We start from the raw sequence: 24,402 nt of genomic DNA, 5'->3' as shown, positions 1-24,402 counted from the left end.
GGTGGTGCGACTGAACGACCTGGACGAACGCATCGTGCGCGCCCTTGCCGAGGACGCCCGGCGGTCCTACGCCGACATCGGCGCCGAGGTGGGCCTTTCCGCGCCCGCCGTCAAGCGCCGCGTCGACCGGCTGCGGGAGCAGAAGGCCATCACCGGGTTCACCGTGCGGGTGGACCCCACCGCGCTCGGCTGGGAGACCGAGGGCTTCATCGAGATGTACTGCCGTTCGAACACCTCTCCGCGGGATATCCGCCGCGCCCTGTCCGGCTACCCGGAAGTGGCGTCCGCGTCGACCGTGACCGGGGACGCGGACGCCGTCGTCCAGGTCTTCGCCTCCGACATGCGGCACTTCGAACAGGTCCTGGAGCGGATCGCGAACGAGCCTTTCGTGGAACGCACCCGCTCGGTACTGGTGCTCTCCCCCCTGCTGCGACGCTTCGCCACCGGCCCGTCCGCCTGACGGCTCCGCGGACTCCGGGCCGGTGGAAGAGCGCCGGCCAGAAGGCCTGCGCAACGAATCGCCGTCGGGACGGGCAAAGACGCAACGGATACCCGGTCGGAGCGCAAGGAAGGCGGCTTGTTGCGCGGGCGGACCGGCCCGTACCGTCGAAGGGCCCCTGACATCCGCACATCCGGCCCGCGAGGTTTCATGACGCCGCTGCGCATTGCGCTGTTCCAAGGCCCTGCCGGGGTTCCCGCGACCCCCGCTCAGAGCCTGGCCGCGCTCGATCGCGCCGCCCGCCGGGCCGCCGCCGGCGGGGCCCGGCTGCTGGTCACGCCCGAGCTGTCGCTCACCGGGTACGCCATCGGTGCCGCCGTCCCCGAGCTTGCTGAGACCGCTGATGGTCCTGCGGCCGGGGCGGTGGCACGCATCGCCGCCGCGCACCGGGTCGGCATCGTCTACGGCTACCCGGAACGCAGCGGGTGCGGGGTGCACAACTCCGTTCAGCTCATCGGCCCGGACGGTAGCCGGCTTGCCGGCTACCGCAAGACCCACCTGTACGGCACGTTCGAGACCACGTACTTCACCCCGGGTGACGAGCTCGTCGTGCAGGCGGAGTTCGACGGTCTCCGGGTGGGGCTGCTGATCTGCTACGACGTGGAGTTCCCCGAGACCGTGCGGGCGCACGCGCTGGCCGGCACCGAGCTGCTGCTGGTACCCACTGCCCTGATGCGGCCCTACGAGTTCGTCGCGCACACCCTGCTGCCCGCCCGCGCCTGGGAGAACCAGCTGCACCTCGCCTACGTCAACCGCTGCGGGCCGGAGGGTGACTTCGACTTCGCCGGACTCAGCTGTCTGGCCGGTCCGGACGGCACGGTGCGCGCCCGGGCGGGAGCCGGCGAGGAGCTCCTGCTGGCGGAAGTGGATCCCGCCCTGCTGCTGTCCTCCCGGGCGGCCAACCCCCATCTGCGTGACCGGCGGCCCGGCCTCTACGGGCCGCTCGCCTGAAGCCTGCCGCACCCCGCCCGCTGGTACCGCCCCGCACAACCCGCAGGAGAAGTACGCCATGACGTCCACCGTGCCCACCGCCGTCCACGACGAGCAGGCCGACGCCCACGCCCGGCCGCCGCTCACCATGTTCGGTCCGGACTTCCCGTACGCCTACGACGACTACCTGGCGCATCCCGCGGGACTCGGGCAGCTGCCGGCCACCGAGCTCGGCACCGAGGTCGCCGTCATCGGAGGCGGACTGTCCGGGATCGTCACCGCCTACGAGCTGATGAAGATGGGCCTGAAGCCGGTGCTCTACGAGGCCGACCGGATCGGCGGTCGGCTGCGGACGGAGACCTTCGAGGGCTGCGACCCGGACCTCACCGCCGAGATGGGGGCCATGCGGTTCCCGCCGTGCTCCACCGCGCTGAACCACTACATCGGTCTGGTGGGGCTGGAGACCCGGCCGTTCCCCAATCCGCTCGCCCCCGGCACGCCCTCGACGGTGGTCGATCTCAAGGGGGTCAGCCACTACGCCCGCACCCTGGACGACCTTCCCGAGGTCTACCACCGGGTGATGGAGGCGTGGAACAGCTGTCTGGAGGAGGGGGCCGGTTTCTCCGACATGCAGCGGGCGATCCGGGAGCGGGACGTGCCGCGGATCCGCGAAATCTGGGCAGGTCTCGTCGACAAGCTCGACAACCAGACATTTTACGGCTTCCTCTGCGACGCCCCGTCCTTCCGGTCCTTCCGCCACCGGGAGATCTTCGGCCAGGTCGGCTTCGGCACCGGCGGCTGGGACACCGACTTCCCCAATTCCATCCTGGAGATCCTGCGGGTGGTGTACACCGGCGCGGACGACGACCACCGCGGCATCGTCGGCGGCAGTCAGCAGCTTCCGCAGCGGCTGTGGGAGCGCGAGCCGGACAAGACCGTGCACTGGCCGCCGGGCACCTCGCTGCGCTCGCTGCACGGTGGGGCGCACCGTCCGGCCGTCACCCGGCTGCACCGCACCGCCGGCAACCGCGTCACCGTCACCGACGCGGCCGGGGATGTCCGCACCTACCGGGCCGCGGTCTTCACCGCGCAGTCCTGGATGCTGCTGTCCAAGATCGACTGCTCCGACGAGCTGCTGCCCATCGATCACTGGACCGCCGTGGAGCGCACCCACTACATGGAGTCCTCCAAGCTCTTCGTCCCGGTGGACCGCCCCTTCTGGCTCGATCAGGCCGTCGACGCCAGGGGCGAGCCGACCGGCCGGGACGTGATGAGCATGACGCTCACCGACCGGATGACCCGCGGCACCTATCTGCTGGACAACGGCCCCGGCCGGCCGGCCGTCATCTGCCTGTCGTACACCTGGTGCGACGACAGCCTGAAGTGGCTGCCGCTGGACGCGAACGAACGACTCGAGGTCATGCTCAAGTCGCTGCGCGAGATCTATCCGGGTGTCGACATCCGCAAGCACATCATCGGCAACCCGGTCACCGTTTCCTGGGAGAACGAGCCCTGCTTCATGGGAGCGTTCAAGGCCAACCTGCCCGGCCACTACCGTTACCAGCGCAGGCTGTTCACCCACTTCATGCAGGACGGGCTGCCCGAGGACCGGCGGGGTCTGTTCCTCGCCGGGGACGACATCTCCTGGACCGCCGGCTGGGCGGAGGGTGCCGTGCAGACCGCCCTGAACGCGGTCTGGGGCGTGATGCATCACCTCGGCGGCGCCACCGACCCGGCGAACCCCGGCCCGGGTGACCTCTTCGACGAACTGGCCCCCGTCGAGCTGCCGGAGGACTGAGCCCGCCCGGCGGGGGAGTGAGGGGGCCGGGCGGACGCCTCCGGAAACTTCGCGCGGGGCTGGCCGGACGGGTCCCGACCGGTCACCATGGGGGTCGGGGCCCCGGGCCCCGGTCCGTGACCCGCCGGCACCGGAGGCAGCCACCGTGAACCCCGAAGCGCCGCCCGGCAACCCCCTGACCCGGCTCACCCCGGCGGAACTCCGCAGGCGCACCAGCGCGAAATGGCGGGCCTACCCCGAGGACGTGCTGCCGGTGTGGGTGGCGGAGATGGATGTCCCGCTCGCGGAGCCCGTCAGCCGGGTGCTGACCGAGGCGATAGCGCTCGGGGACACCGGCTACGCGGCGGGCACCGGCTACGCCGAAGCGCTGGGCGGCTTCTCGGCCAAGCGCTGGAACTGGGAGGTGGAGCCGGCGCGCACCGCGCTCGTCGCCGATGTCATGCAGGGCATGGTCGAGTTGCTGAAGCTCGTCACCCGGCCCGGCGACGCGGTGGTGGTCAGCCCGCCGCTCTACCCGCCCGTGTACTGGTTCGCCCGGAACCTCGGACGCACCGTCGTCGAGGCCCCGCTGGACGGCGCCGGACGGCTCGACCCGGCCGTCCTCGAGGACGCCTTCCGAGGTGCCGTCGCGGGCGGCCGCAGCGCCGCGTACCTGCTGTGCAGCCCGCACAACCCCACCGGGACCGTGCACACCGCCGCGGAGCTGGCCGCCCTCGCCGGGCTGGCGGACGCGTACGGAGTGCGGGTCATCGCCGATGAGATCCACGCACCGCTGGTCCCTCCGCCGGCGGAGCACGTCCCGTATCTCTCGCTGCCCGGTGCCCAGCAGGGGTTCGCCCTGCTCTCGGCGTCCAAGGCATGGAATCTTGCCGGACTGAAGGCAGCCGTCGCGGTCGCGGGCACGGAAGCGGCGGAGGATCTGGCCCGCCTCCCGGAGGAGGTCGGGCACGGTCCGAGCCACCTGGGCGTAATGGCGCACAGCGCCGCGTTCGCCGAGGGCGGCGCGTGGCTGGACGGCCTGCTGGCCGGACTGGACGAGAACCGCGGGCTGCTGGCGAGCCTGCTGGCCGAGCAGTTGCCACAGGTCCGGTACCGACAGCCGGAGGGCACCTATCTCGGCTGGCTCGACTGCCGGGAGCTGGGGCTCGGTCCCGACCCGGCCGCGGTCTTCCTGGAGCGGGGCCGGGTCGCCCTCACCGCGGGAACGGACTTCGGCACCGGCGGCGCCGGGCATGCCCGGCTGAACCTGGCCACCTCACCGGCCCTCCTCACCGAGGCCGTGCGCCGGATGGCCGCCGCCGTCTGACTCCGGTCCGGCAGCCGCCACCGTGCTCCGGCTGCCCCGGGCCAGCACACCGGCGGAGAGCATCAGCAGCGCCGTCGCGGCCGTCACCACCGCGAAGGACACCCGCAACGAGCTCAGCTCTCCGATCAGACCGATCAGTGTCGGTGCCAGGAGCCCGGTGGTGTACGTGATGGTGGCGACTCCGGCGATCGCCTGACTCGGCCGCGGACCGCTGTTCCCGGCCGCTGCGAACGCCAGCGGCACGACCACCGCGATGCCCATCCCGATCAGCGCGAACCCCGCGACGCCGGCGGCCGGGGTGGAGGCGGTCACCGCGAGCAGACCGCCGAGGGTGGCCAGCGCCCCGCTGAGGCGAACGGTCCGGACCGGGCCGAGGCGCCGTACCACCGCGTCACCGGCCAGCCTGGCCGTCGCCATGGTGCAGGCGAACGCGGTGTAACTGGCCGCGGCCACCGTCTCCGAGGCCCCGGTGATGCTCCGCAGATAGACCCCGGACCAGTCCATGCTCGCGCCCTCGGCGAGCACCGCGCACATCCCCACCGCGCCGATCAGCAAGGCGGAGCGCGGTGGCAGCGCGAAGCGCGGGGGTGCAGCTTCGCCCGGGGCCGGGCGGATGTCCAGCAGACCGCGGCCGGCCGGGGGAGCAAGGACGGCCAGCACCAGAGCAGCCGCCGTGAGGTGGATCCGTGCGTCGAGCCCGAGGTGGACCACCAGGACGCCGGCCGCCGATCCCAGTAGCGCACCGACGCTCCACAGTCCGTGCAGCCCGGACATGATCGACCGTCCGTAACCGAGCTCCACCTCCACACCCTGGGCGTTCATCGCCACGTCGCACATGCCGGCGGTCGCGCCGAAGACGGCGAGTGCCGCGCACAGCGTGACCAGCCCCGGGGCGAGCGCGGGCAGGGCGAGCGCCAGGCACCACAGGACCAGCAGGCGTCGCACCGCGGCCAGGGCGCCGTACCGGTGGAGGACCCGGCTCGCCAGCGGCATCGCGAGCGAGGCGCCGAGGGCGGGGAACGCCAGCGCGACCCCCAGCTGGCCCGTACTCAGCTCCAGGTGCTCCTGCAGCCAGGGAATGCGCGTGGCGAAGCTGCCGGTCACGGCTCCGTGCACGGCGAAGACTGCCCCGGCTGAGCGGCGGGCGGTCCGGAGGGAGGCGGAAGGCATGAGCGGTAAACTATCAGGAAGCCTGCCTGTTAGTAATACGGAATCTGCGAGGATCCCGGCCATGACCACTGCGCGCACCGCCACCCCCAGCACGGCACGCGCCATCAACGACCGCATCGCCCTGGAGCTACTGGCGGAGCGGGGCCCGTTGACGGCCGCCCAGCTCAAAGAGGCGACCGGCCTCTCCCGCCCGAGCGTCGCCGATCTGCTCGAACGCCTCGTCCGAAGCGGTCTGGTAACCGTCGTGGGGGAGTCCGGTGCCGACCGCCGCGGTCCGAACGCCCGGCTCTACGACCTTCTCGCGGACCGTGCCCATGTCGCCGCGCTGGACGTGCGCACGCGCAGTGTCACGGTCGCGCTCGCGGACCTGACCGGGCGGACCGTGGCGCGGGCGGCGCTGCCGGTCACCGCGGACCCCGGCCCGGACGGCTCCGGGGTGGTGACGGCGGCCGTCGGCACCCTGGACCGCGTGCTCCAGGACTCCGGCGTCACCGCCCTGCACACCGTGGTCATGGGTGTCCCCGGCCTCGTCGACCCGGCCACCGGGGCGCTCCGCCGGGTCAGCGCCCTGCCCGCCTGGCACGGCGAGCTGGTCGACGCCCTGCGCGGCCGGCCGGGCGGCCGCGTGCTGCTGGAGAACGAGGTGAATCTCGCCGGAATCGCCGAGCACCGGCTCGGGGCGGCCCGTGACCGGGACGCTTTCGTCCTGCTGTGGCTGGGACACGGCGTCGGTGCCGCCGTCGTGCTGGACGGGGTGCTGCGGCGTGGTGCTTCCGGAGGAACCGGGGAGATCGGCTTCCTGCCCGTGCCGGGCACCGGCGGCCTGCCCTCGGCCACCGGCTGTGACGGAGGTTTCCACGCCCTGGCGGGGGACACGGCGATCCGCGCACTGGCCCGCGAGCACGGTCTCGCGGTGCCCGCGACCGCCGAGGAACTGGTCCGCGCGGCAACCGGTGCCGGGGCAACCGGCCGGCACCGGGAATTCCTGCAGACCCTCGCCGGCCGGATCGCGGTGGCCGGTGCCGCGGTCACCTCGGTGCTCGACCCCGGATGCCTGGTTCTCGGCGGCGAGGTCGGACGCGCCGGTGGAACGGTCCTGGCGGCCGCGGTCGAAGGCCGGCTGGGCGCGCTGTCCCCCCTGCGCACCGAGGTGCGGCCCGCCACGGTCGAGGGCAGCCCGGTGCTCAGCGGCGCCCTGGTGACGGCGCTCGACGCCGCCCGCACGGAGTTGTTCACCGCGGACGCCGCGCAGCGTCCGTGAACAGCCGGGTCAGGCAGCCCCGCGGACGACGCCGGTGACGGTGCGGACCGAGGTTGATGCCCGCCTGCGTCGCCGACTCGGGGTTCGGTGATCGTGGGGTATCGGACCCCGGTCGCATGATCGCCACATGCCATGGTCGTCGAGAGAGTCCGAGCGGGTCTGCCCTACATCGGCGCGAGCGCGGGATCGATCGTCACCGGCCCCAGCATCGAACCCGTCTCCCCCATGGACGACCCCGCCGAGGCGCCGGACCTCACCGACCGCACCGGACTCGGTCTCGGTCTCGTCGACACGGTCATCATTCCGCACGCCGACGGTGCACTGCCGCCCTACCCGCCCGAGCTCATCGCCCAGGTCAGGCAGACCTACGGAACCGACTACCCGCTCACCTTCCTCGACGACGACCAGGCGCTCCTCGTCGAGAACGCACCGTCGGGCCTGATCTCCTCACCCTGACCGACCGCCCCTGCCGGGATCCGCGTCCGCCCGGCCACCGAGTCCGCATCCCGCACCTGCCGTCGCCGTGATGTGCGACTGCCCGGTATCTGTGAGCCACCGCACAGAAGCTGTCCGCGTGGGGGGCAGCCGGACGTGGCAGACTGAGGGGAGGAATCAATGACGCAAGCGCACTCCGGGGTCGGTGAAAATCCGAACCGGCGGTTACAGTCCGCGACCCGTCCGCAGCCAGCGGCCGGTTGACCAGGTGAAACTCCTGGACCGACGGTGAAAGTCCGGATGGGAGGCAGTGCGCGGCGGAGCAGGACGACAGGTGACCGCGCTGAGCGGTTCGCCGGTTGTGCCGAGGTGTGCCCGTGCGGGCTGCTCGTCGGCGCCGTCCCGGCTCCGTCCATGTTCCGCGCCCCGGAGTCCCTTGCCCGAGAAGGCAGGAGCATCCGGTGGGCCCCGCGGCAGTGCATGACACCGAGCACGCGGCGATGCGCCGCGCCCTTGTCCTGGCCGCCCGTGGACGCGGGCTCACCAGCCCCAACCCCGTGGTGGGCTGCGTCATCCTGGACGCCTCCGGTCGTGCCGTGGGCGAGGGCTGGCACAAGCGGGCCGGCGGAGCGCACGCGGAGATCCACGCGCTCGCCGAGGCCGGGGACGACGCCCGCGGCGGGACCGCCGTCGTCACTCTCGAGCCCTGCGACCACACCGGACGCACCGGCCCCTGCACCGGCGCGCTGATCGAGGCCGGGCTCTCCCGTGTGGTCTACGCGGTCGCGGACCCGCATCCGGCGGCCCGTGGTGGCGCGGACACTCTGGCCGCCGCCGGACTGGACGTCGAAGGCGGGTTCATGGCCCCCGAGGCCGAAGCCGTCAATACCGCGTGGCTCACCGCGGTCCGCCGTGGCCGCCCGCACGTGCACTGGAAGTACGCCGCGACCCTGGACGGCCGCGTGGCCGCCGCCGACGGCAGCAGCCGCTGGATCACCTCCCCCGAGTCCCGCGCCGACGTCCACCGGCTGCGTGCCGAGTCCGACGCCGTGCTCGTCGGGTCCGGCACCCTCCGCACCGATGACCCCCACCTCGCCGTCCGCGGCGTCGAGGGCGCAGCCCAGCCGCTGCGCGTGGTCGCCGACACCCGGGCGACGGTGCCGCCCACCGCCCGGGTGCTCGACGCCGTCGCACCCACCCTGATCGCCGTGGCCGAGGGCGCGGACACCCGGCACCTGCCGGACACCGACGTCGTGCGGCTGCCGCCCGGTGACCAGGGCACCGGCCTCTCCCTGACCGCCCTGCTCGCCGAGCTGTACCGGCGTGATGTCCGCTCCGTCCTGCTGGAGGGCGGCCCCACCCTCGCGGGCGCCTTCGCTGCGGCAGGTCTCCTCGACCAGGTCACCGGCTACCTGGCGCCCGCTCTGCTCGGCGCCGGCCCGCAGGTCCTGGGGGACGCCGGGATCACCAGCCTGGCGCGGGCCCTGCGGCTCCAGGTCACCGAGGTCGTCCGCATGGGGCCCGACGTGCGCGTCACCGCCGTTGCCGTCACCACCACCGAGGAGTTCTGAGTGTTCACCGGAATCGTCGAAGAGCTGGGCGAGGTCATCGCAGTCGAGGAGCGGGGTGACTCCGCCCGCTTCCGGGTCCGCGGCCCCCTGGTCACCCAGGACGCCCGCCACGGTGACTCGATCGCCGTCAACGGGGTGTGTCTGACCGTGGTGGAGACGGTCGGCGGTGAGTTCACCGCCGACGTCATGGCCGAGACCCTGCACCGTTCCGTTCTCGGCTCACTGACTCGCGGCTCCCGGGTCAACCTCGAACGACCCCTGGCCCTGGGGGGCCGGCTCGGCGGGCACCTCGTCCAGGGGCACGTCGACGGCACCGGTCACGTGCTCGCGCGCACTCCCGGTGAACACTGGGAGATCATCCGGATCGGGCTGCCCGCCGCACTCTCGCGCTACCTCGTCGAGAAGGGCTCGGTCACCGTGGACGGCGTCAGCCTCACCGTTGTGGAAGCCGCCGCCGACTCCTTCACCGTCAGCCTGATCCCCACCACCCTGAACCTGACCACCCTGGGGACCAAGCAGCCGGGAGATCCGGTCAACCTCGAGGTCGACGTCCTGGCCAAGTATGTCGAGCGGCTCCTCGAGCGGCGGGACGCCACCGCTCCCGGGCAGTCGGAGGCGGTCCGGTGAGCCTGCTGGACTCGCTCAACGGCACGGCCTTCGAGGTCTTCGGCCAGCGCGTCATCTGGTCCGACATGATCGGCAACCTCCTCGGGCTGACCGCCCTCGCCCTCGGCTGGCGCCGGTCCGTCTGGACCTGGCCGGTCCAGATCGCCTCCGGTCTCGTCCTCGTCGCGGCCTACGCCTCGGCCCAGCTCGGCGGCGGAGTCGGCAAGCAGCTGCTGGTCATCACCGTCGCGGTGTGGGGCTGGCGGCAATGGCAGCACGGACGGAAGGCGTCCGACGACGGCAGGGTCGCCGTCCGCTTCGCCACCCGGCGGGAACGCGGCCTGCTGGCCGCCGGCGCCGTCCTGGGCACCCTCGCCGTCGGAGGCCTGTTCACCGCGGTTCCGGAGCTGTCCTGGAACCCCTGGCCGGACGCCTACATCTTCGTCGGCACACTCGTCGCCATGGTGGCCCAGGCCCGTGGCCTCGTGGAGTTCTGGTTCGCCTGGCTGCTGGTCGACCTCGTCGGTGTCCCGCTCGCCTTCAGCAGCGGTCTGGCGTTCTCCGGCTTCGTCTACCTCGTCTACCTCGTTCTCGTCCTCTGGGGCCTGCGCGACTGGTGGCTGCGCTCGCGCCGGGCGCAGGCGCAGCCCCTCCTGGAAGGAGCAGCACCATGACCATGACCTCCAGCCGGCACCTCGCCCCGCAGACAGAGTGCGAGGACCTCGCCCTCGACCCGGTGGCCCACGCGGTCCGGGACATTGCCGCGGGCCGCCCCGTGGTGGTCGTCGACGACGAGAACCGGGAGAACGAAGGCGACCTCGTCATCGCGGCCGAGCACGTCACCCCCGAGACCGTCGCTTTCATGATGTCCGAGTGCCGCGGGCTGATCTGCGTGCCGATGGAACCCACCGCCCTCGACCGGCTGGATCTGCCGCAGATGGTCGGCGACAACACCGAGTCGATGGGCACCGCCTTCACCGTCTCCGTCGACGCCACCGCAGCCCACGGTGTGAGCAGCGGCATCTCCGCCGCGGACCGGGCCGCCACCATCCGGCTGCTCGCCGACCCGGCCGCCGTGTCCGCCGACTTCGCCCGTCCCGGGCACGTCTTCCCGCTGCGGGCTCGCCCCGGCGGGGTACTGGTCCGTGACGGCCACACCGAGGCGGGTGTCGATCTGGCCAGGCTCGCCGGACTCCGCCCGGCCGCCGCCATCGTGGAGATCGCCGGTGAGGACGGCGTCATGCTGCGTCTGCCGGAGCTGGTGCCGTTCGCCCGCAAGCACGGTCTGGCGATCATCTCCATCGAGGACCTGATCCGCTACCGCAAAGCCGCCGAGCCGGCTGTCCGCCGCGAGGCGGGCACCTTCCTGCCCACCGTGCACGGCGACTTCCGCGCCCACGGATACCGATCGACCGCCGACGGTGTGGAGCACATCGCCCTGGTCACCGGAGACCTCGGGGACGGCACCGACGTCCTCACCCGGGTGCACTCCGAGTGCCTGACCGGGGACATCTTCGGCTCCCAGCGCTGCGACTGTGGTCCCCAGCTGCGGGCCTCCCTGGAACGGGTGCGGGCCGAGGGCCGTGGCGTCGTCGTCTACCTCCGGGGACACGAGGGCCGTGGCATCGGGCTGATGTCCAAGCTCCGCGCCTACGAGCTGCAGGAGCGGGGCCGGGACACCCTCGACGCCAACCTCGAACTCGGCCTCCCCGCCGACGCCCGCGACTACGCCGCCGCCGCCCAGATACTGACCGACCTCGGAGTCGGCTCCGTGCGGCTCATGACGAACAACCCGGAGAAGACCGCCGCCCTCGTCCGGAACGGGGTGCGGGTGTCCGTCCGGGAGCCGATGCCCGTGCACGCCGGCGAGCACAACCTGCGTTACCTCCGCACCAAACGCGACCGGATGGGGCACGACCTGCCCGGTCTGGACGCCGCACCGGTCTCCGCCTGCATCAACCAGTGACGGCCAGCCGGCCGTCACGACGACCACCGCACCATCACACCAGCACTTCGGACGAGGAGAGACGTTGAGCGGCAAGGGCGCCCCCGAACTGACCGTGAAGAACTGCCAGGACCTGCGCGTCGCGGTCGTGGCCGCGCAATGGCACGACACCGTGATGGACGGCCTCGTCACCGGTGCCCTGCGCGCCCTGCGCGACCTCGGCATCGACGAGCCCACGCTGCTGCGCGTCCCCGGCAGCTTCGAGCTGCCCGTGGTCACCAAGGTGCTGGCGGGCCGCGGATACGATGCCGTGGTGGCGCTGGGCGTCGTCATCCGTGGCGGAACCCCGCACTTCGAGTACGTCTGCCAGGGTGTCACCCACGGCCTCACCCAGGTCAGTGTCGACACGGGTGTTCCCGTCGGCTTCGGCGTGCTGACCTGCGACACCGAGGAGCAGGCCCTGGACCGGGCCGGCCTGCCGGGATCACGTGAGGACAAGGGCCACGAAGCGGTCACCGCGGCGGTCGCCACCGCGGCGATCCTCCGAACGGTGTCCGAACCCTGGCGCTGACGCCGGCCGCGGGCCCGGCACCCCGTAGGCTGGGACCACCATGGCCCAGAAGACATTTGAGGAGCTCTTCACCGAGCTCCGGCACAAGGCCGCCACCGGCGACCCCAGCACCTCCCGCACCGCCGAACTGGTCGCCTCCGGCGTCCACACGATCGGCAAGAAAGTCGTTGAGGAAGCCGCCGAGGTCTGGATGGCGGCCGAGTACGAGGACACCGACCGGACCGCCGAGGAGATCTCGCAGCTGCTGTATCACCTGCAGGTGATGATGGTCGCCCGCGGGATCTCCCTCGACGACGTATACGCTCACCTCTGAGCCCGACGCCGTGACCCCCGCCCCCGCCACCGCCGGCGCCCGCCCTCCGTCCCACCGCGCCGAAGCCGACACGAAGGAACCTCGCCCCATGCTGCGCATCGCCGTCCCCAACAAGGGTTCCCTGTCCGAGCCTGCGTCGGCGATGCTCCGGGAGGCGGGCTACCGTCAGCGCAAGGACAACCGGGAGCTCGTCCTCGTCGATTCCGACAACCAGGTCGAGTTCTTCTTCCTCCGGCCCCGCGACATCGCTGTGTACGTCGGTTCCGGGAAGCTGGACATCGGCATCACAGGACGTGACCTGCTTCAGGACTCCGGCGCCGAGGCGGAGGAGATCCTGGAGCTCGGCTTCGCCGGGTCGACCCTCCGCTATGCCGCCCGGCCGGGCGGCGTCACCGACGTCACCGAGTTCGAGGGCCTGACGATCGCCACCTCCTTCTCCGGCGTGGTGACCCGTCACCTCGCCGACCACGGAGTGAAGGCGTCCGTCGTGCACCTTGACGGCGCCGTCGAGACCGCGATCCAGCTCGGGGTCGCGAGTGTGATCGCCGACGTGGTGGAGACCGGCACCACGCTCCGCAACGCCGGACTCGAGATCATCGGTGAACCGATCCTCGCCTCCGAGGCCGTGGTGATCCGCCGCACCGGTGAGGGCACCGAGGGCGTGAGGACGCAGCAGTTCCTGCGCCGTATGCAGGGCGTGCTGGTCGCCCGCCGGTACGTGATGATGGACTACGACATCCGGGCCGGACTCGTGGAGAAGGCCGTCGCCCTGACGCCGGGACTCGAATCACCCACGGTGTCCCCGCTGCACGACAAGGGGTGGGTCGCCGTGCGGTCCATGGTCCCCACCCAGCATGCCCAGCGCATCATGGACGACCTGTACGACCTCGGTGCCCGGGCCATCCTCACCACGGGCATCCACGCCTGCCGCCTGTGAACCGGTAAGGACCCTCTCCGTGACCTCCTCCGAGCACTCCGCTCAGACCTCCACCGGGTTTACCGACTTCCCGGTGACCTTCCGGCCCACCCGTACCCGCCTGGTCCTCCAGGCGGGCGGCGCCGTCACCTTCGCCGTGCTGACGCTCATCGCCGTGCTGCTGCCGGCCGGGGGGGCCGTGCCCTGGGGGCCGGTCGAGCGGGCAGCGATCGTCCTCAGCGCGTTGCTCGTGTGGGCTCTGCTGGCATTGCTGAGCAGGCCGCACGCGGTCGCCGGACCGGACGGGCTGACCGTGGTCAACCTGACCACCAAGCGTCACCTGGAGTGGGCGCAGATCGTCCGGGTCAACCTGCGCACCGGCGACTCCTGGGTGTCCCTGGACCTGGACGACGGCACCCCGATGCCCGTCATGGGCATCCAGCCGGGGCTGGAACGCCAACGGGCCCTTCGTGATGCCCGTACCCTGCGCTCCCTCGTGCAGCGCTACGGCACCGGACCCACCGACCGCTGACGTCAGGCCGGCGGCAGCCCGCCCGCCGCACCGCTGTTCCCCCGGCCCGACAGGACCTCGCCGTACGCCTGCATCAGATCCGGCAGCCGCAGGGTCGAGAGGTCCCGCCGGTCCGGCGGCGCGGAGAGCCGGGCCAGCCGCACGTCCCGGAACGAGCAGCTCGCCTCGTACAGGGTCCGCAGGAAACGCCCGTTGCCCAGGTCGTCGACCCACCCCTCGGCGACCACGTGCTCGCTGATGCTCCGCAGCTCCTCAAGCGCTTCCGCATCCCATACATCCCCGTTCTCCCCGGCCAGCAGCTCTCCGATCGCCGTCAGCTCGTCCGGCCGGTAGCTGGGGAAGTCCACGCGGGAGGAGAACCGTGACCCGAGGCCGGGGTTGGTGGCGAGCAGACGTTCCATGCCCTCCGGGTAGCCCGCCAGAATCACCACCAGATGCTCCCGGCAGTCCTCGGCCCGTTTGAGCAGTACCTGAAGCGCCTCGTCACCGTAGGCGTCACCGGTGCCGTACCCGGAGTGGACCAGCCCGTACGCCTCGTCGATGAACAGCACTCCGCCGAGGGCCGAATCGATCAGCCGATTCGCCTTCACCGCGGTCTGGCCCAGGAACTCACCCACCAGGTCGCCCCGCTGCGCTTCCACCAGGCGGTCACTGCTGAGCACTCCCAGCGCGTGGAACACCCGGCCCAGGATCCGGGCCACGGTCGTCTTGCCGGTGCCCGAGGGGCCGGTGAACACGTAATGCCGCTTCGGCGGCTGCACGGGGAGGCCCTGGCCGGACCGGAACCGGGCCATCCGCAGCTGGGCCGACACCGCCCGCACCTGTTCCTTGACCGGTTCGAGCCCGACCATCCGCTCCAGTTCGCCGAGAGCCCGGTCGAGCAGCCGGGGGTCGGGAACCGGAGGCAGGCCGCCGGCCGGGGCTCCTGGCCGGGTGGTGTGGCCGGCCTGGGAGCCCGGGGCGCTCCCAGGTGCTGCCTCCCTGCCGAGCGGCGCCGCCATTCGCGTCCCGGACCCCTCCGGCGGACCACCCGCTGACGGAGGGACGAACGGTGCGACCGTCTCCGGCAGGCCGTCACCGCCGTCGCCGTCGGCCAGGGCGGCCACCCGGTCCGCAGTGTCCATGAAGTCGGGATCGGACTTCTGCACCGCCCGGTACAGCGGAATGGCCGCGGCGCCGCGGCCACTGCCCTCCCGGGCCCTGGCCAGCCAGTACCGCAGCTCCTTGCGCTGCGGCTGCTCGCTGCGGCACCGCATCAGCGCGGCGGCCAGCAGCGGCTCCGCCTGGTCGAACATCTCCATCCGGACCCGCGCCATGCCGGCGAACAGTCCCGCCTCGACGCACAGTTGAGGGTCGTCGAGCAGCGACGACGTGTGCCGGAACAGGCCTTCCCAGTCCTTGGTCAGGTAGCACCGGCAGGCATGCAGGAAGCGAGTCCCGGTGTCGGACTCCAAGGGCGGGCACTGGGCCAGGGCCAGGTCGAGTTCCGGCATGCGCCGGCCGTCGAGCAATTGGGAAGCGTGAGCCAGCAGCAGATCGCGCGGGGTCTCCAGAACCGGCTGGACCCACCACCCGAGCCAGTACCAGGAACTCAGCGGACGCCGGTAGTGCGTCCGCTGCTCGCCGAACCGGTCCCGGTGCTCGTACATGCGCACCAGGGCGGTGGTGACGTCGGAGCGCAGCGCGTGCAGCCCGAGCCAGGCGTCGGCCATCGCCGGGTCCTCCCGCACCGCGGACCGGAAGGCGTCCTCCGCTTCGGAGTAGGCGGCCGCTGTGTAGGCCTCCACCCCCCGAAGCCACGCGAGATCGGCGGCTGTCCGCCGACTGTGCATGTCCGGCGTGCCAGAACTCATGACGTCCCCCACAACGGGTTCCTCCGCAGCCCGCCCCCAGCGCCCGGAGGCCCATGCCAGCTGGCATGGTAGCCCCCGCTCCAGGGTGCAAGCAGGATATCGGCCCAGGGTCTTGACGGGTCGTCGGCGAAATGCCGCCGCTCCGCGCGCTGCCAGTTCCGCCAGAAGGCCGCCAGGCGGGGACCGTCCCGGCGCCGTCCCCGGCTCCAGGCCTCGGCTTCGGACACGTCCACCCACAGGAGGAGGGACAGGTGAGGGCGCACCGCGCGCCGGCCCGCTCCGACCCCTTCCAGGAGAACCACGGGTGCGGGCGGGACAACAGCCGTGCGCGTGAAAGCACGCCGCTCCCAGTCGTATACCCCGGGGTGTGCCGCCTCACCCCGGGCGAACGGTTCGAGTACCTGTGCGGTGAGCCGGTCCGTCCAGGCGAACAGTGCGTCGTGCGAAGCGATGCTGTCGAGAGGTATGACCGGGGCGGCACCCAGCTCGGCAGCCAGCCGGGCGGCGAGCGTGCTTTTCCCGGAGCCGGCGTGTCCGTCGATTCCCACCAGGCGCACCGGCCCCACAGAGGGCGGCAGCGCCCGGAGACGGGACGCCGTCACGGCCGGTGCGGGGCCGCTGGAGGAGTTCATCCTCCGCAGCGTACGGGTATGCCCATATGCCCGGACAGTGTCGGCCGAGTCGGCGCCGCCCTTCACCGGCCGCCGTGCTCGCGTTTCCCACCACCCGCCCGCTTCGCCGGCGCCCGGCCCGCGGAAGGGTCCGGCCGCTCCGCAGGGTGATGCGACACCCGGGGAGAGCACCGGACCACGCGCGGTGCCCGGCGCCGGGTCCGCCGGCGCCTCACGGCTCGACGGGGGTGCGCCGGGAGTGCAGGAAGAGGCATCATGGTGATCATTGGCGGCCGTGTACGCCGACCGCCCGATCAGGCATACTCCGAACCGCCGGACCGCAGGTCACCGGCCGTCGTGACCCGACGGGCGGGCCCGTGGCCGGCGCCCCCGGCAGCGTCGCCACACCCTTGGCGGTCCTGCCGCAGCGCCCGACAGGGAGGAACTGCGACATGACGCTCGCCCCCGGTCCGAAGCCGGTACCGCGCAGACTGCCCACCGAGGAAGCCCGTGACCTCATGACCCTCGTCCGGGAACTCTCCCGGCGGGAGATCCAGCCTGTCGCGGCGGCTGAGGAGGAGGCCGGCCGGTTCCCCCGGGAGACCTTCGGCCGGCTCTCCTCCATGGGTCTGCTGGCCCTGCCGTACGCCGAGGAGTTCGGCGGGGGCGACCAGCCCTACGAGGTTTACCTCCAGGTACTCGAGGAGCTGGCGGCCGCACGGCTGACCGTGGGCCTGGGGGTCAGTGTGCACACGCTCGCCTGCCATGCCGTGGCCGCCTTCGGCACCAAGGAACAGCGCACCGAACACCTGCCGGCCATGCTCGGTGGCGGGAAGCTCGGTGCCTACTGCCTGTCGGAGCCGGCCGCAGGTTCCGACGCGGCAGCCCTGCGCACCCGCGCGGTGCGCGACGGCGACGAGTGGGTGATCGACGGCACCAAGGCCTGGATCACCCACGGTGGCATCGCCGATTTCTGCACCGTCCTGGCAAGGACCGGGGAACCCGGACCACGGGGGATCACGGCCTTCCTCGTGCCGGGGGACGCACCCGGCCTGTCCGCAGCGCCGCCCGAGCGCAAGATGGGCGTCACGGGCTCTCCCACCGCGCAACTGCATTTCGACGGGGTGCGCGTACCGGACGCCCGGCGTATCGGCGAAGAAGGGCAGGGCTTCACCATCGCACTGGCCGCGCTGGACTCCGGCCGGCTCGGCATCGCGGCCTGTGCCATCGGCGTGGCGCAGGCCGCGCTGGAGGAGGCCCTGGCGTTCACCTCGGCACGGAAGCAGTTCGGCCGCCCGGTGGCCGACTTCCAGGGGGTGCGTTTCATGCTCGCCGACATGGCCACCCAGATCGAGGCCGGCCGTGCTCTCTGTCTCGCTGCGGCCCGGCTGCGGGATGCCGGGGAGCCGTTCTCCGCCCAGGCGGCCATGGCGAAGCTGTTCTGCACCGACACGGCGATGCGGGTCACCGGGGACGCCGTCCAGCTGCTCGGTGGGTACGGCTACACAGCGGACTTCCCCGCCGAGCGTTACCTGCGGGAGGCGAAGATGCTGCAAATAGTGGAAGGCACCAACCAGATCCAGCGCATGGTCATCGCGAGGCACCTCGCCGGACCCCCCGCCGGCTGAGACTCCTGCCGTGAGCGGCGGCGCACCGCGCCGCTGCGGTGAAGCCCCGCCCGGCGGACGGCGTCAGGCGGGGAGCGGGGGTCAGGCTGCTTGTTCCATCCGGACGGCTCGGACGGGGCGGGATCCTTCCCCGCCCACGTGGGAGAACGGCTGCAGTCGCCAGTCCAGGCTCTCCGGCAGCGCCACCAGCAGCGGCTGCTCGTCGCCGGGGGAGTCCCCTGGAGCGAAGGCCCCGGCGCTGCTCACCGGCACCGCGCGGCCCGAACCCCGGCAGACAGTCAGCCCGAAGGGGTTCCACCGGGTGGGACACCAGGCGTGCTCCGGCAGCGCCGCATCGGGCTGTTCGAGAGGAATGGACTGGGCACAGTCCGGGCAGATCACCCGGACTGCGAAGCTGAGCGGCGGCTCCGCCCACTCGGAAAACTCCTCCGCCGCGTCGGACCGGCCGGCCCCTTCCCCGAAGTCATCGGTGTCGAAGTCGTCGGTGCGGAAGGTGCGGTGGAGCGGCTTCGCGGTGCGCATGACATCCCCCTTGAACGGCGCTGTGGCCTCGGCCACAGCAAGCACTTCCCGCCGTGACCGGCAGGTAATCGCGGCAGGGTCGCCGACCCGTCGGGGTCGTTGTGGTGTTCGTCACACCAGTGGGTGACGCCCTGACCCCGTGCTGCCGTCGGACGCCGGAGCAGCGCGGCACGGCAGCCCTTTCCGCAGTGCGGGACCCGCGGACCAGCGCCGCCCCGGTCCCCCCGGCGGGCTCCCTCCGGTAGGTTGTTGCGCCGTGGAGGAACTCGACCGGCGCATTGTGGAGCTGCTCGTCAGGGACGGGCGGATGAGCTACACCGACCTGGGCAAGGCCACCGGCCTGTCCACCTCGGCGGTGCACCAACGGGTGCGTCGCCTGGAGCAGCGCGGGGTCGTCCGGGGGTACGCGGCGCTCGTCGACCCCGAGTCCGTGGGGCTGCCGCTCACCGCCTTCATCTCGGTGAAGCCTTTCGATCCCAGTGCCCCCGACGACATCGCCGACCGTCTCGCGGATGTCCCCGAGATCGAGGCCTGCCACAGTGTCGCGGGAGACGAGAACTACATCCTCAAGGTGCGAGTCGGTACACCCACCGAACTCGAGCACCTGCTCGCGCGCATCCGCACCCTGGCCGGGGTCTCCACCCGCACCACCGTCGTCCTCTCCACCCCCTACGAAGCGCGCCCCCCGCGGATCTGACCCCGCGCACCCCGCCCGGACGCCGGGCGGGAGACTGGCAGTCATGACCGACAGCACCGCTTCCGCCCCAGGCCGCACCGTCCTCCTGCGTGGCGGGGAGATCCACAGCCCTGCCGATCCCTTCGCCACAGCGATGGCTGTCCAGGGAGAACACCTCGCCTGGATCGGCTCCGAGGGCGGCGCGGACACCTTCGCCGCGACGGCGGACGAGGTGGTCGACCTCGACGGAGCACTCGTCACCCCCGCGTTCACGGACGCGCATGTGCACACGACCGCAACCGGGCTGGCCCTCACCGGGCTGGACCTGACCGGGGCAGCCGGCCCGGGCGACGCCCTCGCCCGGATCCGCGCGCATGCCGCGGACCACCCCCACGACGAGGTGCTGCTCGGTCACGGCTGGGATGCCACCACCTGGCCCGGGCAGCGGCCTCCGGGCCGCAGCGAGCTGGACGAAGCGGCCGGTGGGCGCCCCCTGTATCTCACCCGTGTCGATGTCCATTCCGCTCTCGTCACCACGAGCCTCCTCAACCGGATCCCGGAGGCCGGCGGTATGCGCGGCTACCACCCCGACGGCCCGCTCACCGACGCCGCTCACCACGCGGTGCGCCGGGCCGCGCAGGCGACGGTGACCGCGGCTCAGCGGCGGGCCGCCCAGCGCGCGGCACTCCGCCGCGCCGCCGAGCTCGGCATCGGAGCGGTGCACGAGTGCGCCGGCCCCGACATCTCCGGGGAGAACGACTTCACCGAACTGCTCGGTCTTGCCGCCGAGGAGCCCGGCCCCCGGGTCTTCGGCTACTGGGCGGAGCTTCTCACCGACGCTCGGCAGGCCGGTCGCATCCGCGAACTCGGTGCGGTCGGTGCGGCCGGCGACCTCTTCGCCGACGGGTCTCTGGGGTCCCACACCGCGCACCTGCACGCCCCCTACGCGGACGCCGCGCACACCGGAACCGCGCACCTGGACGCCGCGGCGGTCGCCGCACACGTCTCGGCCTGCACCACGGCCGGCATCCAGGCGGGCTTCCACGCCATCGGCGACGCCGCCCTGACCGCCGTCACCGAGGGCGTGCGCACCGCCGCCGACCGCCTGGGCAGCGAACGGATCCGAGCCATGCGGCACCGGGTCGAGCACGCCGAGATGCTCACCGCCGACACCGTCGCAGCCTTCGCCGAGTTCGCCCTCACCGCTTCCGTGCAGCCCGCCTTCGACGCCGCATGGGGCGGCGAGGAAGGAATGTACGCGCAGCGTCTGGGTCCGGAGCGGGCCCGTACGCTGAACCCGTACGCGGCGCTGCTGCGCGCGGGCGTCCCGCTCGCCTTCGGGTCCGACGCGCCCGTGACCCCACTGGACCCGTGGGGCACCCTGCGGGCTGCCGCGTTCCACCGCACGGCCGGGCACCGTATCTCCGTCCGGGCCGCCTTCGCGGCCCACACCCGGGGCGGCTGGCGCGCCCTGGGCCGTGATGACGCGGGTGTCCTGGTCCCGGGAGCTCCGGCCGACTACGCCGTCTGGCGGACGGATGCCCTCGTGGTGCAGGCCCCCGACAACCGGGTCGCCCGCTGGTCCACGGATCCGCGGTCGGCCACGCCGGGGCTCCCGGACCTCAGCCCGGGCACCGAGCTGCCCGAATGCCTGCGCACCGTCGTGGCGGGCCGGACAGTGCATGATCGCCTGAACGGGTGATCCACCGGCTCCCGCGTGCCGCCGGAGGACCCTCCGGGCAGCCGGGTCGCGCCGGTGCCCCGGCACTGACCTGCTGTTTTGACCAAAGCCCCCAGGTCAGCCACGTATTGACAGGCAGCGGTCCTCCAGCGGTAGGTTCGGCCGAGTCCACCAAGAGGACGTCCGGCCGGCGCTCCTCCGCGCAGTCGTCGAACGCTGCTGGATCGCAGGGCGGGTGCCGGAGCGGCACTCCGCCCCCGGGAACCAGGTCCAGCACCCGCGGCACGGGGGCGGAGGGTCTCGTCGGGCCGGCTGGTGCGACCCGGGTGGGGCCCGGATGCTCAGTAGACAACGGCTCTCGGTCGACCCGCAGCCAGCGGGTCCCAGGTCGGCCCGAAGGGCACCGGGCCCCGACCCGCAGCCGCGGCTGCGCCTGCAGGACACCCCGGATCTCTTCCAGCCCCATCCGGGGTACGGTCGACCTCGTCACCGCTCTTGCTGCAGGAAGGCCGCGACCGTGCCATCGGCCCCCGACACCGCCACCGATCCCGAGACCGAGGGGAGCGGCGGACGCACGCAGACGAACGGTGAGCCGCGCGGAACCGCCCGCGCGGAAGCCGCAGCGGGGCCGCCCGAGACCGGTGCCCGCCGTGTCACGGCGGGGGTTCGCCTCCACGGCCCCAGAACTGCCCTTGCCGCCCTGAGCGGCGTCGCCCTCGTGGTGTCCTTCCCCCCGTACGGGGTATGGCCGCTCTCGCTCCTGGCCGTCGCCGCCCTCTCCCTGCTCACTCATGGCCGGTCCGCCCGGCAGGGCGCCTGGCTGGGCTTCGCTCTCGGTTTCCCCTTCTTCCTCGGCCTGCTCAAGTGGCTGCACGTGATCGGCTGGGACGCCGTGATCGGGCTCTCCCTTCTCCAGGCGCTCTTCTTCGTGCCGCTCGGCGCAGGCCTCGCCGCGACCTCCCGACTTCCGGCGTGGCCGCTGTGGGCGGCCTGCCTGTGGGTCGCCGAGGAGTGGGCCCGCGGCCGCGTGCCGCTGGGCGGCTTTCCCTGGGGCCGCCTCGCCTTCGCCAACACCTCGTCGCCGTTCACCCCGCTGGCCGCCCTTGGAGGGGCGCCGTTGGTCACCTTCGCCGTCGCGCTGACGGGAGCCCTGCTCGGCTGGGCAGCGTTCGCGGCGCACCGGTACCGCGCGCAGCGCGCGCCCCGGCCCGCCGGTCCGCTGCCGGCTCTGGCTGCCACCGGTCTGGCCGCGGCCGTGGCGCTGGCCGGATACGCGGTACCGGTTCCCACCGCTGCGGCCGACACGGTGCGGATCGCGGTGGTGCAGGGCAACGTCCAGCAGCCGGGCATGGACTTCCTCGGCCGGCCGATGCTGATCCTCAACAATCACGTCGAAGCCACCCTGGACCTCGCCGAGGACGTGCGGGAGGGCCGGACCGAGCAACCGGACCTCGTCATCTGGCCGGAGAACGCCTCCGACCTCGACCCGTACCGGCACCGGGAGGCCGGCGCCGCGATCGACCGTGCCGCACGTGCCGTGGGGGTGCCCATCCTCGTCGGTGCGCTTGTCGACCATCCCTCCGAGGAGGGGTTCGTGGAGAACCAGGGCATCGTCTGGGATCCCCGGACCGGCCCCGGAGCCTCCTACACGAAGCAGCATCCGGTGCCCTTCGGCGAATATGTCCCGTTCCGGGACCAGCTCAGCCCCTTCATCAGCAGGCTGAACCGCGTGAGCCGGGACTTCTACCCCGGAGAAGGGCCCGGAGTACTCGATGTCGGCCCGGCCCGGCTCGGGGACGTCATCTGCTTCGAGGTGGCCTATGACGGGATCGTCCGGGACACCGTCAACGCCGGTGCGCGTGCCCTGGTCATCCAGACCAACAACGCCACCTACGGGCACACCGGCCAGCCGGAGCAGCAACTGGCCATGTCCGAGCTCCGGGCCGTCGAGCACGGCAGGGCGGTCGTCACCGCGGCTCCCAGCGGCATCAGTGCCGTGGTGGCTCCCGACGGCACGGTCCAGCAGCGCACCGAGGAGTTCACCCAGGACGTGCTCACCGCCGACCTGCCGCTGCGCGACGGCCGGACCGTGGCGGACCGGGTGGGCGCCGGACCGGAGTGGGGTTTCGCAGCCGTGGGCCTGTTCGCCTGGGCCGTGGCCGGCCTCCGGGGCCGCCGGGGCAGGAGCGGGGCGGAGGCGGCGGCGTGACGGACGGCCGCCGGACCGGGCCCGGCGCCGCGGGCCCGGTCCTGGTGATCATCCCGACCTACAACGAGGCCGGAAACCTGGGTCCGCTGGTGCGGCGCCTGCGCGCCTGCGTTCCCGACGCCGACGTGCTGATCGCGGATGACAACAGCCCCGACGGCACCGGCAAGGTCGCGGACGAGATCGCCGCCCGTGACGACCGGGTGCGGGTGCTGCACCGGCCCGGCAAGGAAGGGCTCGGCGCGGCCTACCTCGCCGGCTTCCGCTGGGGCCTGGAACGTGGCTACCGGGTGCTGGTGGAGATGGACGGTGACGGTTCCCACCAGCCCGAGGAGCTGCCCCGCCTGCTCACCGCCCTGCGCGCGGCGGACGTCGTGCTCGGTTCCCGCTGGGTTCCCGGCGGACGGGTGGTCCACTGGCCCTGGTACCGCGAGGCGCTCTCCCGCGGTGGCAGCATCTACTCCCGGCTGCTCCTCGGGCTTCCCGTCCGGGATGTCACCGGCGGGTTCCGGGCGTTCCGCAGCGAGGTGCTGGACGAGCGGCTGCTGGCCGATGTCGCCTCCCAGGGGTACTGCTTCCAGGTCGATGTCGCGCACCGGGCCGTCCGGGCCGGACACCGCGTGGTGGAGGTTCCCATCACCTTTGTCGAACGCGAACACGGCGACAGCAAGATGAACCGTGCCATCGTGATCGAGGCGCTCTGGCGGGTCACGGCCTGGGGAGTGGTGGCCCGCTTCAGAAATGCGGCCGGACGCAGGCACACTTGACCCATGACGACCGGCACTCCGCAACCTTTCGATCCCCGGCGCTCTCCCGGCGGGGGCACACCCCCGTCCAGGAGACGGCGTCCCGTTCTGCTGCCGCTGACCATCGCAGGGTGGGCGCTGCTGGAGATCTGGCTGCTCACCGTACTGGGTGACGCGGCCGGTGGACTCACCGTCTTCCTCGTTTTGCTGGCCGGGTTCGTGCTCGGTGCCGCCGCCATCAAGCGGGCCGGGCGCCGGGCCTGGCGGCGGCTGGCGGAGACCATGCAGGCCCCGGACGGCAGCGTCATGGAGCGGAGCAAGGGCGGGGGCAACGCACTGGCGATGCTCGGCGGCCTGCTGCTGATGATCCCGGGGCCGCTCTCCGACGTCGTCGGCCTGGCGTGCCTCTTCCCGCCGACCGCCGCTCTGCTGCGGCGCGCCACCGGACGTCTGCTGTCCTCGGGGTCCGGGCCGCTCGGCACCGCGTACCAGGAAGCGCGGGTGGCTCAGGAGCAGGTGCGTATCCACCGCCCCGACGGCAAGGTCGTGCCGGGTGAAGTGATCCGGGAGGAGGAAGAGGGCGGACCGGACGCTCCGGAGGAGAAACTGCGGCCCTGAGGTGAGCA

Annotated in this window: 24 protein-coding genes and 1 riboswitch; of the genes, 20 read left to right on the top strand and 4 right to left on the bottom strand. The window is 72.5% G+C overall.

The window, feature by feature from the left end; genetic code table 11:
• The first annotated feature begins 4 nt into the window (after nt 1–4).
• The 4 genes from PJ985_RS15080 (at nt 5) to PJ985_RS15065 (ending at nt 4,533) form a co-directional block, all read left to right on the top strand.
• Nucleotides 5–460, top strand: coding sequence for an Lrp/AsnC family transcriptional regulator (locus PJ985_RS15080; protein WP_271684274.1), 456 nt, complete (start codon nt 5–7; stop codon nt 458–460).
• A 189-nt stretch (nt 461–649) separates the two neighbouring features.
• Complete coding sequence (locus PJ985_RS15075; protein ID WP_271684273.1) at nt 650–1,450, top strand: carbon-nitrogen hydrolase family protein; 801 nt, start codon at nt 650–652, stop codon at nt 1,448–1,450.
• 58 nt (nt 1,451–1,508) lie between these two features.
• The gene (locus PJ985_RS15070; protein WP_271684272.1) at nt 1,509–3,227 is read left to right on the top strand and encodes a flavin monoamine oxidase family protein; all 1,719 of its coding nucleotides are present in this window, start codon (nt 1,509–1,511) and stop codon (nt 3,225–3,227) included.
• Nucleotides 3,228–3,372: 145 nt separating this feature from the next.
• Entirely contained in the window at nt 3,373–4,533 is a 1,161-nt protein-coding gene (locus PJ985_RS15065; RefSeq protein ID WP_271684271.1) for a MalY/PatB family protein, read from the top strand.
• Here the strand turns inward: PJ985_RS15065 and PJ985_RS15060 are convergent.
• A complete protein-coding gene (locus tag PJ985_RS15060) occupies nt 4,483–5,703 on the bottom strand; it encodes an MFS transporter (RefSeq protein WP_271684270.1) in 1,221 nt (406 codons plus the stop codon). The genes PJ985_RS15065 and PJ985_RS15060 overlap by 51 nt on opposite strands.
• 61 nt (nt 5,704–5,764) lie before the next feature.
• On the opposite strand from PJ985_RS15060, the gene PJ985_RS15055 reads away from it, so the two are divergent.
• From PJ985_RS15055 to PJ985_RS15010, 10 genes are all read left to right on the top strand, one after another.
• Nucleotides 5,765–6,964, top strand: coding sequence for an ROK family transcriptional regulator (locus PJ985_RS15055; protein ID WP_271684269.1), 1,200 nt, complete (start codon nt 5,765–5,767; stop codon nt 6,962–6,964).
• A gap of 132 nt (nt 6,965–7,096) precedes the next feature.
• Entirely contained in the window at nt 7,097–7,420 is a 324-nt protein-coding gene (locus PJ985_RS15050) for a Type 1 glutamine amidotransferase-like domain-containing protein (protein ID WP_271684268.1), read from the top strand.
• A gap of 166 nt (nt 7,421–7,586) precedes the next feature.
• A riboswitch (FMN riboswitch) is annotated at nt 7,587–7,717 on the top strand.
• Nucleotides 7,718–7,899: 182 nt separating this feature from the next.
• A complete protein-coding gene (gene ribD / locus PJ985_RS15045) occupies nt 7,900–8,970 on the top strand; it encodes a bifunctional diaminohydroxyphosphoribosylaminopyrimidine deaminase/5-amino-6-(5-phosphoribosylamino)uracil reductase RibD (RefSeq protein WP_271684501.1) in 1,071 nt (356 codons plus the stop codon).
• On the top strand, nt 8,971–9,597 hold the full coding sequence (locus PJ985_RS15040) for a riboflavin synthase (protein ID WP_271684267.1): 627 nt from the start codon (nt 8,971–8,973) through the stop codon (nt 9,595–9,597).
• Entirely contained in the window at nt 9,594–10,250 is a 657-nt protein-coding gene (locus PJ985_RS15035; protein ID WP_271684266.1) for a nicotinamide mononucleotide transporter family protein, read from the top strand. The genes PJ985_RS15040 and PJ985_RS15035 overlap by 4 nt, the downstream gene beginning before the upstream one ends.
• Nucleotides 10,251–10,252: 2 nt before the next feature.
• Nucleotides 10,253–11,542: a bifunctional 3,4-dihydroxy-2-butanone-4-phosphate synthase/GTP cyclohydrolase II gene (locus PJ985_RS15030; protein WP_271684500.1), complete on the top strand. Its 1,290-nt coding sequence runs from the start codon at nt 10,253–10,255 to the stop codon at nt 11,540–11,542.
• A gap of 64 nt (nt 11,543–11,606) precedes the next feature.
• Nucleotides 11,607–12,092 carry a 6,7-dimethyl-8-ribityllumazine synthase gene (ribH, locus tag PJ985_RS15025; protein ID WP_271684265.1) on the top strand — a complete coding sequence of 162 codons (486 nt, stop codon included), beginning with the start codon at nt 11,607–11,609 and terminating at the stop codon, nt 12,090–12,092.
• Nucleotides 12,093–12,132: 40 nt separating this feature from the next.
• Entirely contained in the window at nt 12,133–12,405 is a 273-nt protein-coding gene (locus PJ985_RS15020) for a phosphoribosyl-ATP diphosphatase (protein WP_271684264.1), read from the top strand.
• An 88-nt stretch (nt 12,406–12,493) separates the two neighbouring features.
• The gene (hisG, locus tag PJ985_RS15015) at nt 12,494–13,342 is read left to right on the top strand and encodes an ATP phosphoribosyltransferase (RefSeq protein WP_271684263.1); all 849 of its coding nucleotides are present in this window, start codon (nt 12,494–12,496) and stop codon (nt 13,340–13,342) included.
• A 19-nt stretch (nt 13,343–13,361) separates the two neighbouring features.
• Nucleotides 13,362–13,853, top strand: coding sequence for a PH domain-containing protein (locus PJ985_RS15010; RefSeq protein WP_271684262.1), 492 nt, complete (start codon nt 13,362–13,364; stop codon nt 13,851–13,853).
• 2 nt (nt 13,854–13,855) lie between these two features.
• Here PJ985_RS15010 and PJ985_RS15005 read toward each other — a convergent pair whose 3' ends face one another.
• Entirely contained in the window at nt 13,856–15,706 is a 1,851-nt protein-coding gene (locus PJ985_RS15005; protein ID WP_271684261.1) for an AAA family ATPase, read from the bottom strand.
• Nucleotides 15,703–16,338, bottom strand: coding sequence for a uridine kinase family protein (locus tag PJ985_RS15000; protein ID WP_271684260.1), 636 nt, complete (start codon nt 16,336–16,338; stop codon nt 15,703–15,705). Before PJ985_RS15000 ends, PJ985_RS15005 begins: the two co-directional genes overlap by 4 nt.
• A gap of 431 nt (nt 16,339–16,769) precedes the next feature.
• Between PJ985_RS15000 and PJ985_RS14995 the strand changes: the two genes are divergently transcribed.
• On the top strand, nt 16,770–17,945 hold the full coding sequence (locus PJ985_RS14995; protein WP_271684259.1) for an acyl-CoA dehydrogenase family protein: 1,176 nt from the start codon (nt 16,770–16,772) through the stop codon (nt 17,943–17,945).
• A gap of 81 nt (nt 17,946–18,026) precedes the next feature.
• Here PJ985_RS14995 and PJ985_RS14990 read toward each other — a convergent pair whose 3' ends face one another.
• The gene (locus PJ985_RS14990; protein ID WP_271684258.1) at nt 18,027–18,467 is read right to left on the bottom strand and encodes a hypothetical protein; all 441 of its coding nucleotides are present in this window, start codon (nt 18,465–18,467) and stop codon (nt 18,027–18,029) included.
• A 256-nt stretch (nt 18,468–18,723) separates the two neighbouring features.
• Between PJ985_RS14990 and PJ985_RS14985 the strand changes: the two genes are divergently transcribed.
• The 5 genes from PJ985_RS14985 to fxsA all read left to right on the top strand — a co-directional run bounded on the left by PJ985_RS14985 (nt 18,724) and on the right by fxsA (nt 24,394).
• Entirely contained in the window at nt 18,724–19,164 is a 441-nt protein-coding gene (locus tag PJ985_RS14985; protein ID WP_271684257.1) for an Lrp/AsnC family transcriptional regulator, read from the top strand.
• 43 nt (nt 19,165–19,207) lie between these two features.
• On the top strand, nt 19,208–20,845 hold the full coding sequence (locus PJ985_RS14980; protein ID WP_271684256.1) for an amidohydrolase: 1,638 nt from the start codon (nt 19,208–19,210) through the stop codon (nt 20,843–20,845).
• 496 nt (nt 20,846–21,341) lie between these two features.
• A complete protein-coding gene (gene lnt / locus PJ985_RS14975; protein WP_271684255.1) occupies nt 21,342–23,033 on the top strand; it encodes an apolipoprotein N-acyltransferase in 1,692 nt (563 codons plus the stop codon).
• A complete protein-coding gene (locus tag PJ985_RS14970) occupies nt 23,030–23,797 on the top strand; it encodes a polyprenol monophosphomannose synthase (protein ID WP_271684254.1) in 768 nt (255 codons plus the stop codon). Before lnt ends, PJ985_RS14970 begins: the two co-directional genes overlap by 4 nt.
• A gap of 3 nt (nt 23,798–23,800) precedes the next feature.
• The gene (fxsA, locus tag PJ985_RS14965; protein ID WP_271684253.1) at nt 23,801–24,394 is read left to right on the top strand and encodes an FxsA family membrane protein; all 594 of its coding nucleotides are present in this window, start codon (nt 23,801–23,803) and stop codon (nt 24,392–24,394) included.
• Nucleotides 24,395–24,402: the final 8 nt, after the last annotated feature.

It is taken from the genome of Streptomyces sp. ACA25 (assembly GCF_028200735.1).
In the GTDB taxonomy this organism is placed as follows: domain Bacteria; phylum Actinomycetota; class Actinomycetes; order Streptomycetales; family Streptomycetaceae; genus Streptomyces.
This window is presented reverse-complemented; position numbering and strand designations above follow the sequence as displayed.

Bases quoted from the DNA above. Each gene is read 5' to 3' on its own strand.
- PJ985_RS15075 (WP_271684273.1), top strand. From the start codon at position 650: ATGACGCCGCTGCGCATTGCGCTGTTCCAAGGCCCTGCCGGGGTTCCC.
- PJ985_RS15070 (WP_271684272.1), top strand. From the start codon at position 1,509: ATGACGTCCACCGTGCCCACCGCCGTCCACGACGAGCAGGCCGACGCC.
- PJ985_RS15060 (WP_271684270.1), bottom strand. From the start codon at position 5,703: ATGCCTTCCGCCTCCCTCCGGACCGCCCGCCGCTCAGCCGGGGCAGTC.
- PJ985_RS15055 (WP_271684269.1), top strand. From the start codon at position 5,765: ATGACCACTGCGCGCACCGCCACCCCCAGCACGGCACGCGCCATCAAC.
- PJ985_RS15050 (WP_271684268.1), top strand. From the start codon at position 7,097: ATGGTCGTCGAGAGAGTCCGAGCGGGTCTGCCCTACATCGGCGCGAGC.
- ribD (WP_271684501.1), top strand. From the start codon at position 7,900: ATGCGCCGCGCCCTTGTCCTGGCCGCCCGTGGACGCGGGCTCACCAGC.
- PJ985_RS15030 (WP_271684500.1), top strand. From the start codon at position 10,253: ATGACCTCCAGCCGGCACCTCGCCCCGCAGACAGAGTGCGAGGACCTC.
- PJ985_RS15020 (WP_271684264.1), top strand. From the start codon at position 12,133: ATGGCCCAGAAGACATTTGAGGAGCTCTTCACCGAGCTCCGGCACAAG.
- hisG (WP_271684263.1), top strand. From the start codon at position 12,494: ATGCTGCGCATCGCCGTCCCCAACAAGGGTTCCCTGTCCGAGCCTGCG.
- PJ985_RS15005 (WP_271684261.1), bottom strand. From the start codon at position 15,706: ATGAGTTCTGGCACGCCGGACATGCACAGTCGGCGGACAGCCGCCGAT.
- PJ985_RS15000 (WP_271684260.1), bottom strand. From the start codon at position 16,338: ATGAACTCCTCCAGCGGCCCCGCACCGGCCGTGACGGCGTCCCGTCTC.
- PJ985_RS14995 (WP_271684259.1), top strand. From the start codon at position 16,770: ATGACGCTCGCCCCCGGTCCGAAGCCGGTACCGCGCAGACTGCCCACC.
- PJ985_RS14990 (WP_271684258.1), bottom strand. From the start codon at position 18,467: ATGCGCACCGCGAAGCCGCTCCACCGCACCTTCCGCACCGACGACTTC.
- PJ985_RS14980 (WP_271684256.1), top strand. From the start codon at position 19,208: ATGACCGACAGCACCGCTTCCGCCCCAGGCCGCACCGTCCTCCTGCGT.
- fxsA (WP_271684253.1), top strand. From the start codon at position 23,801: ATGACGACCGGCACTCCGCAACCTTTCGATCCCCGGCGCTCTCCCGGC.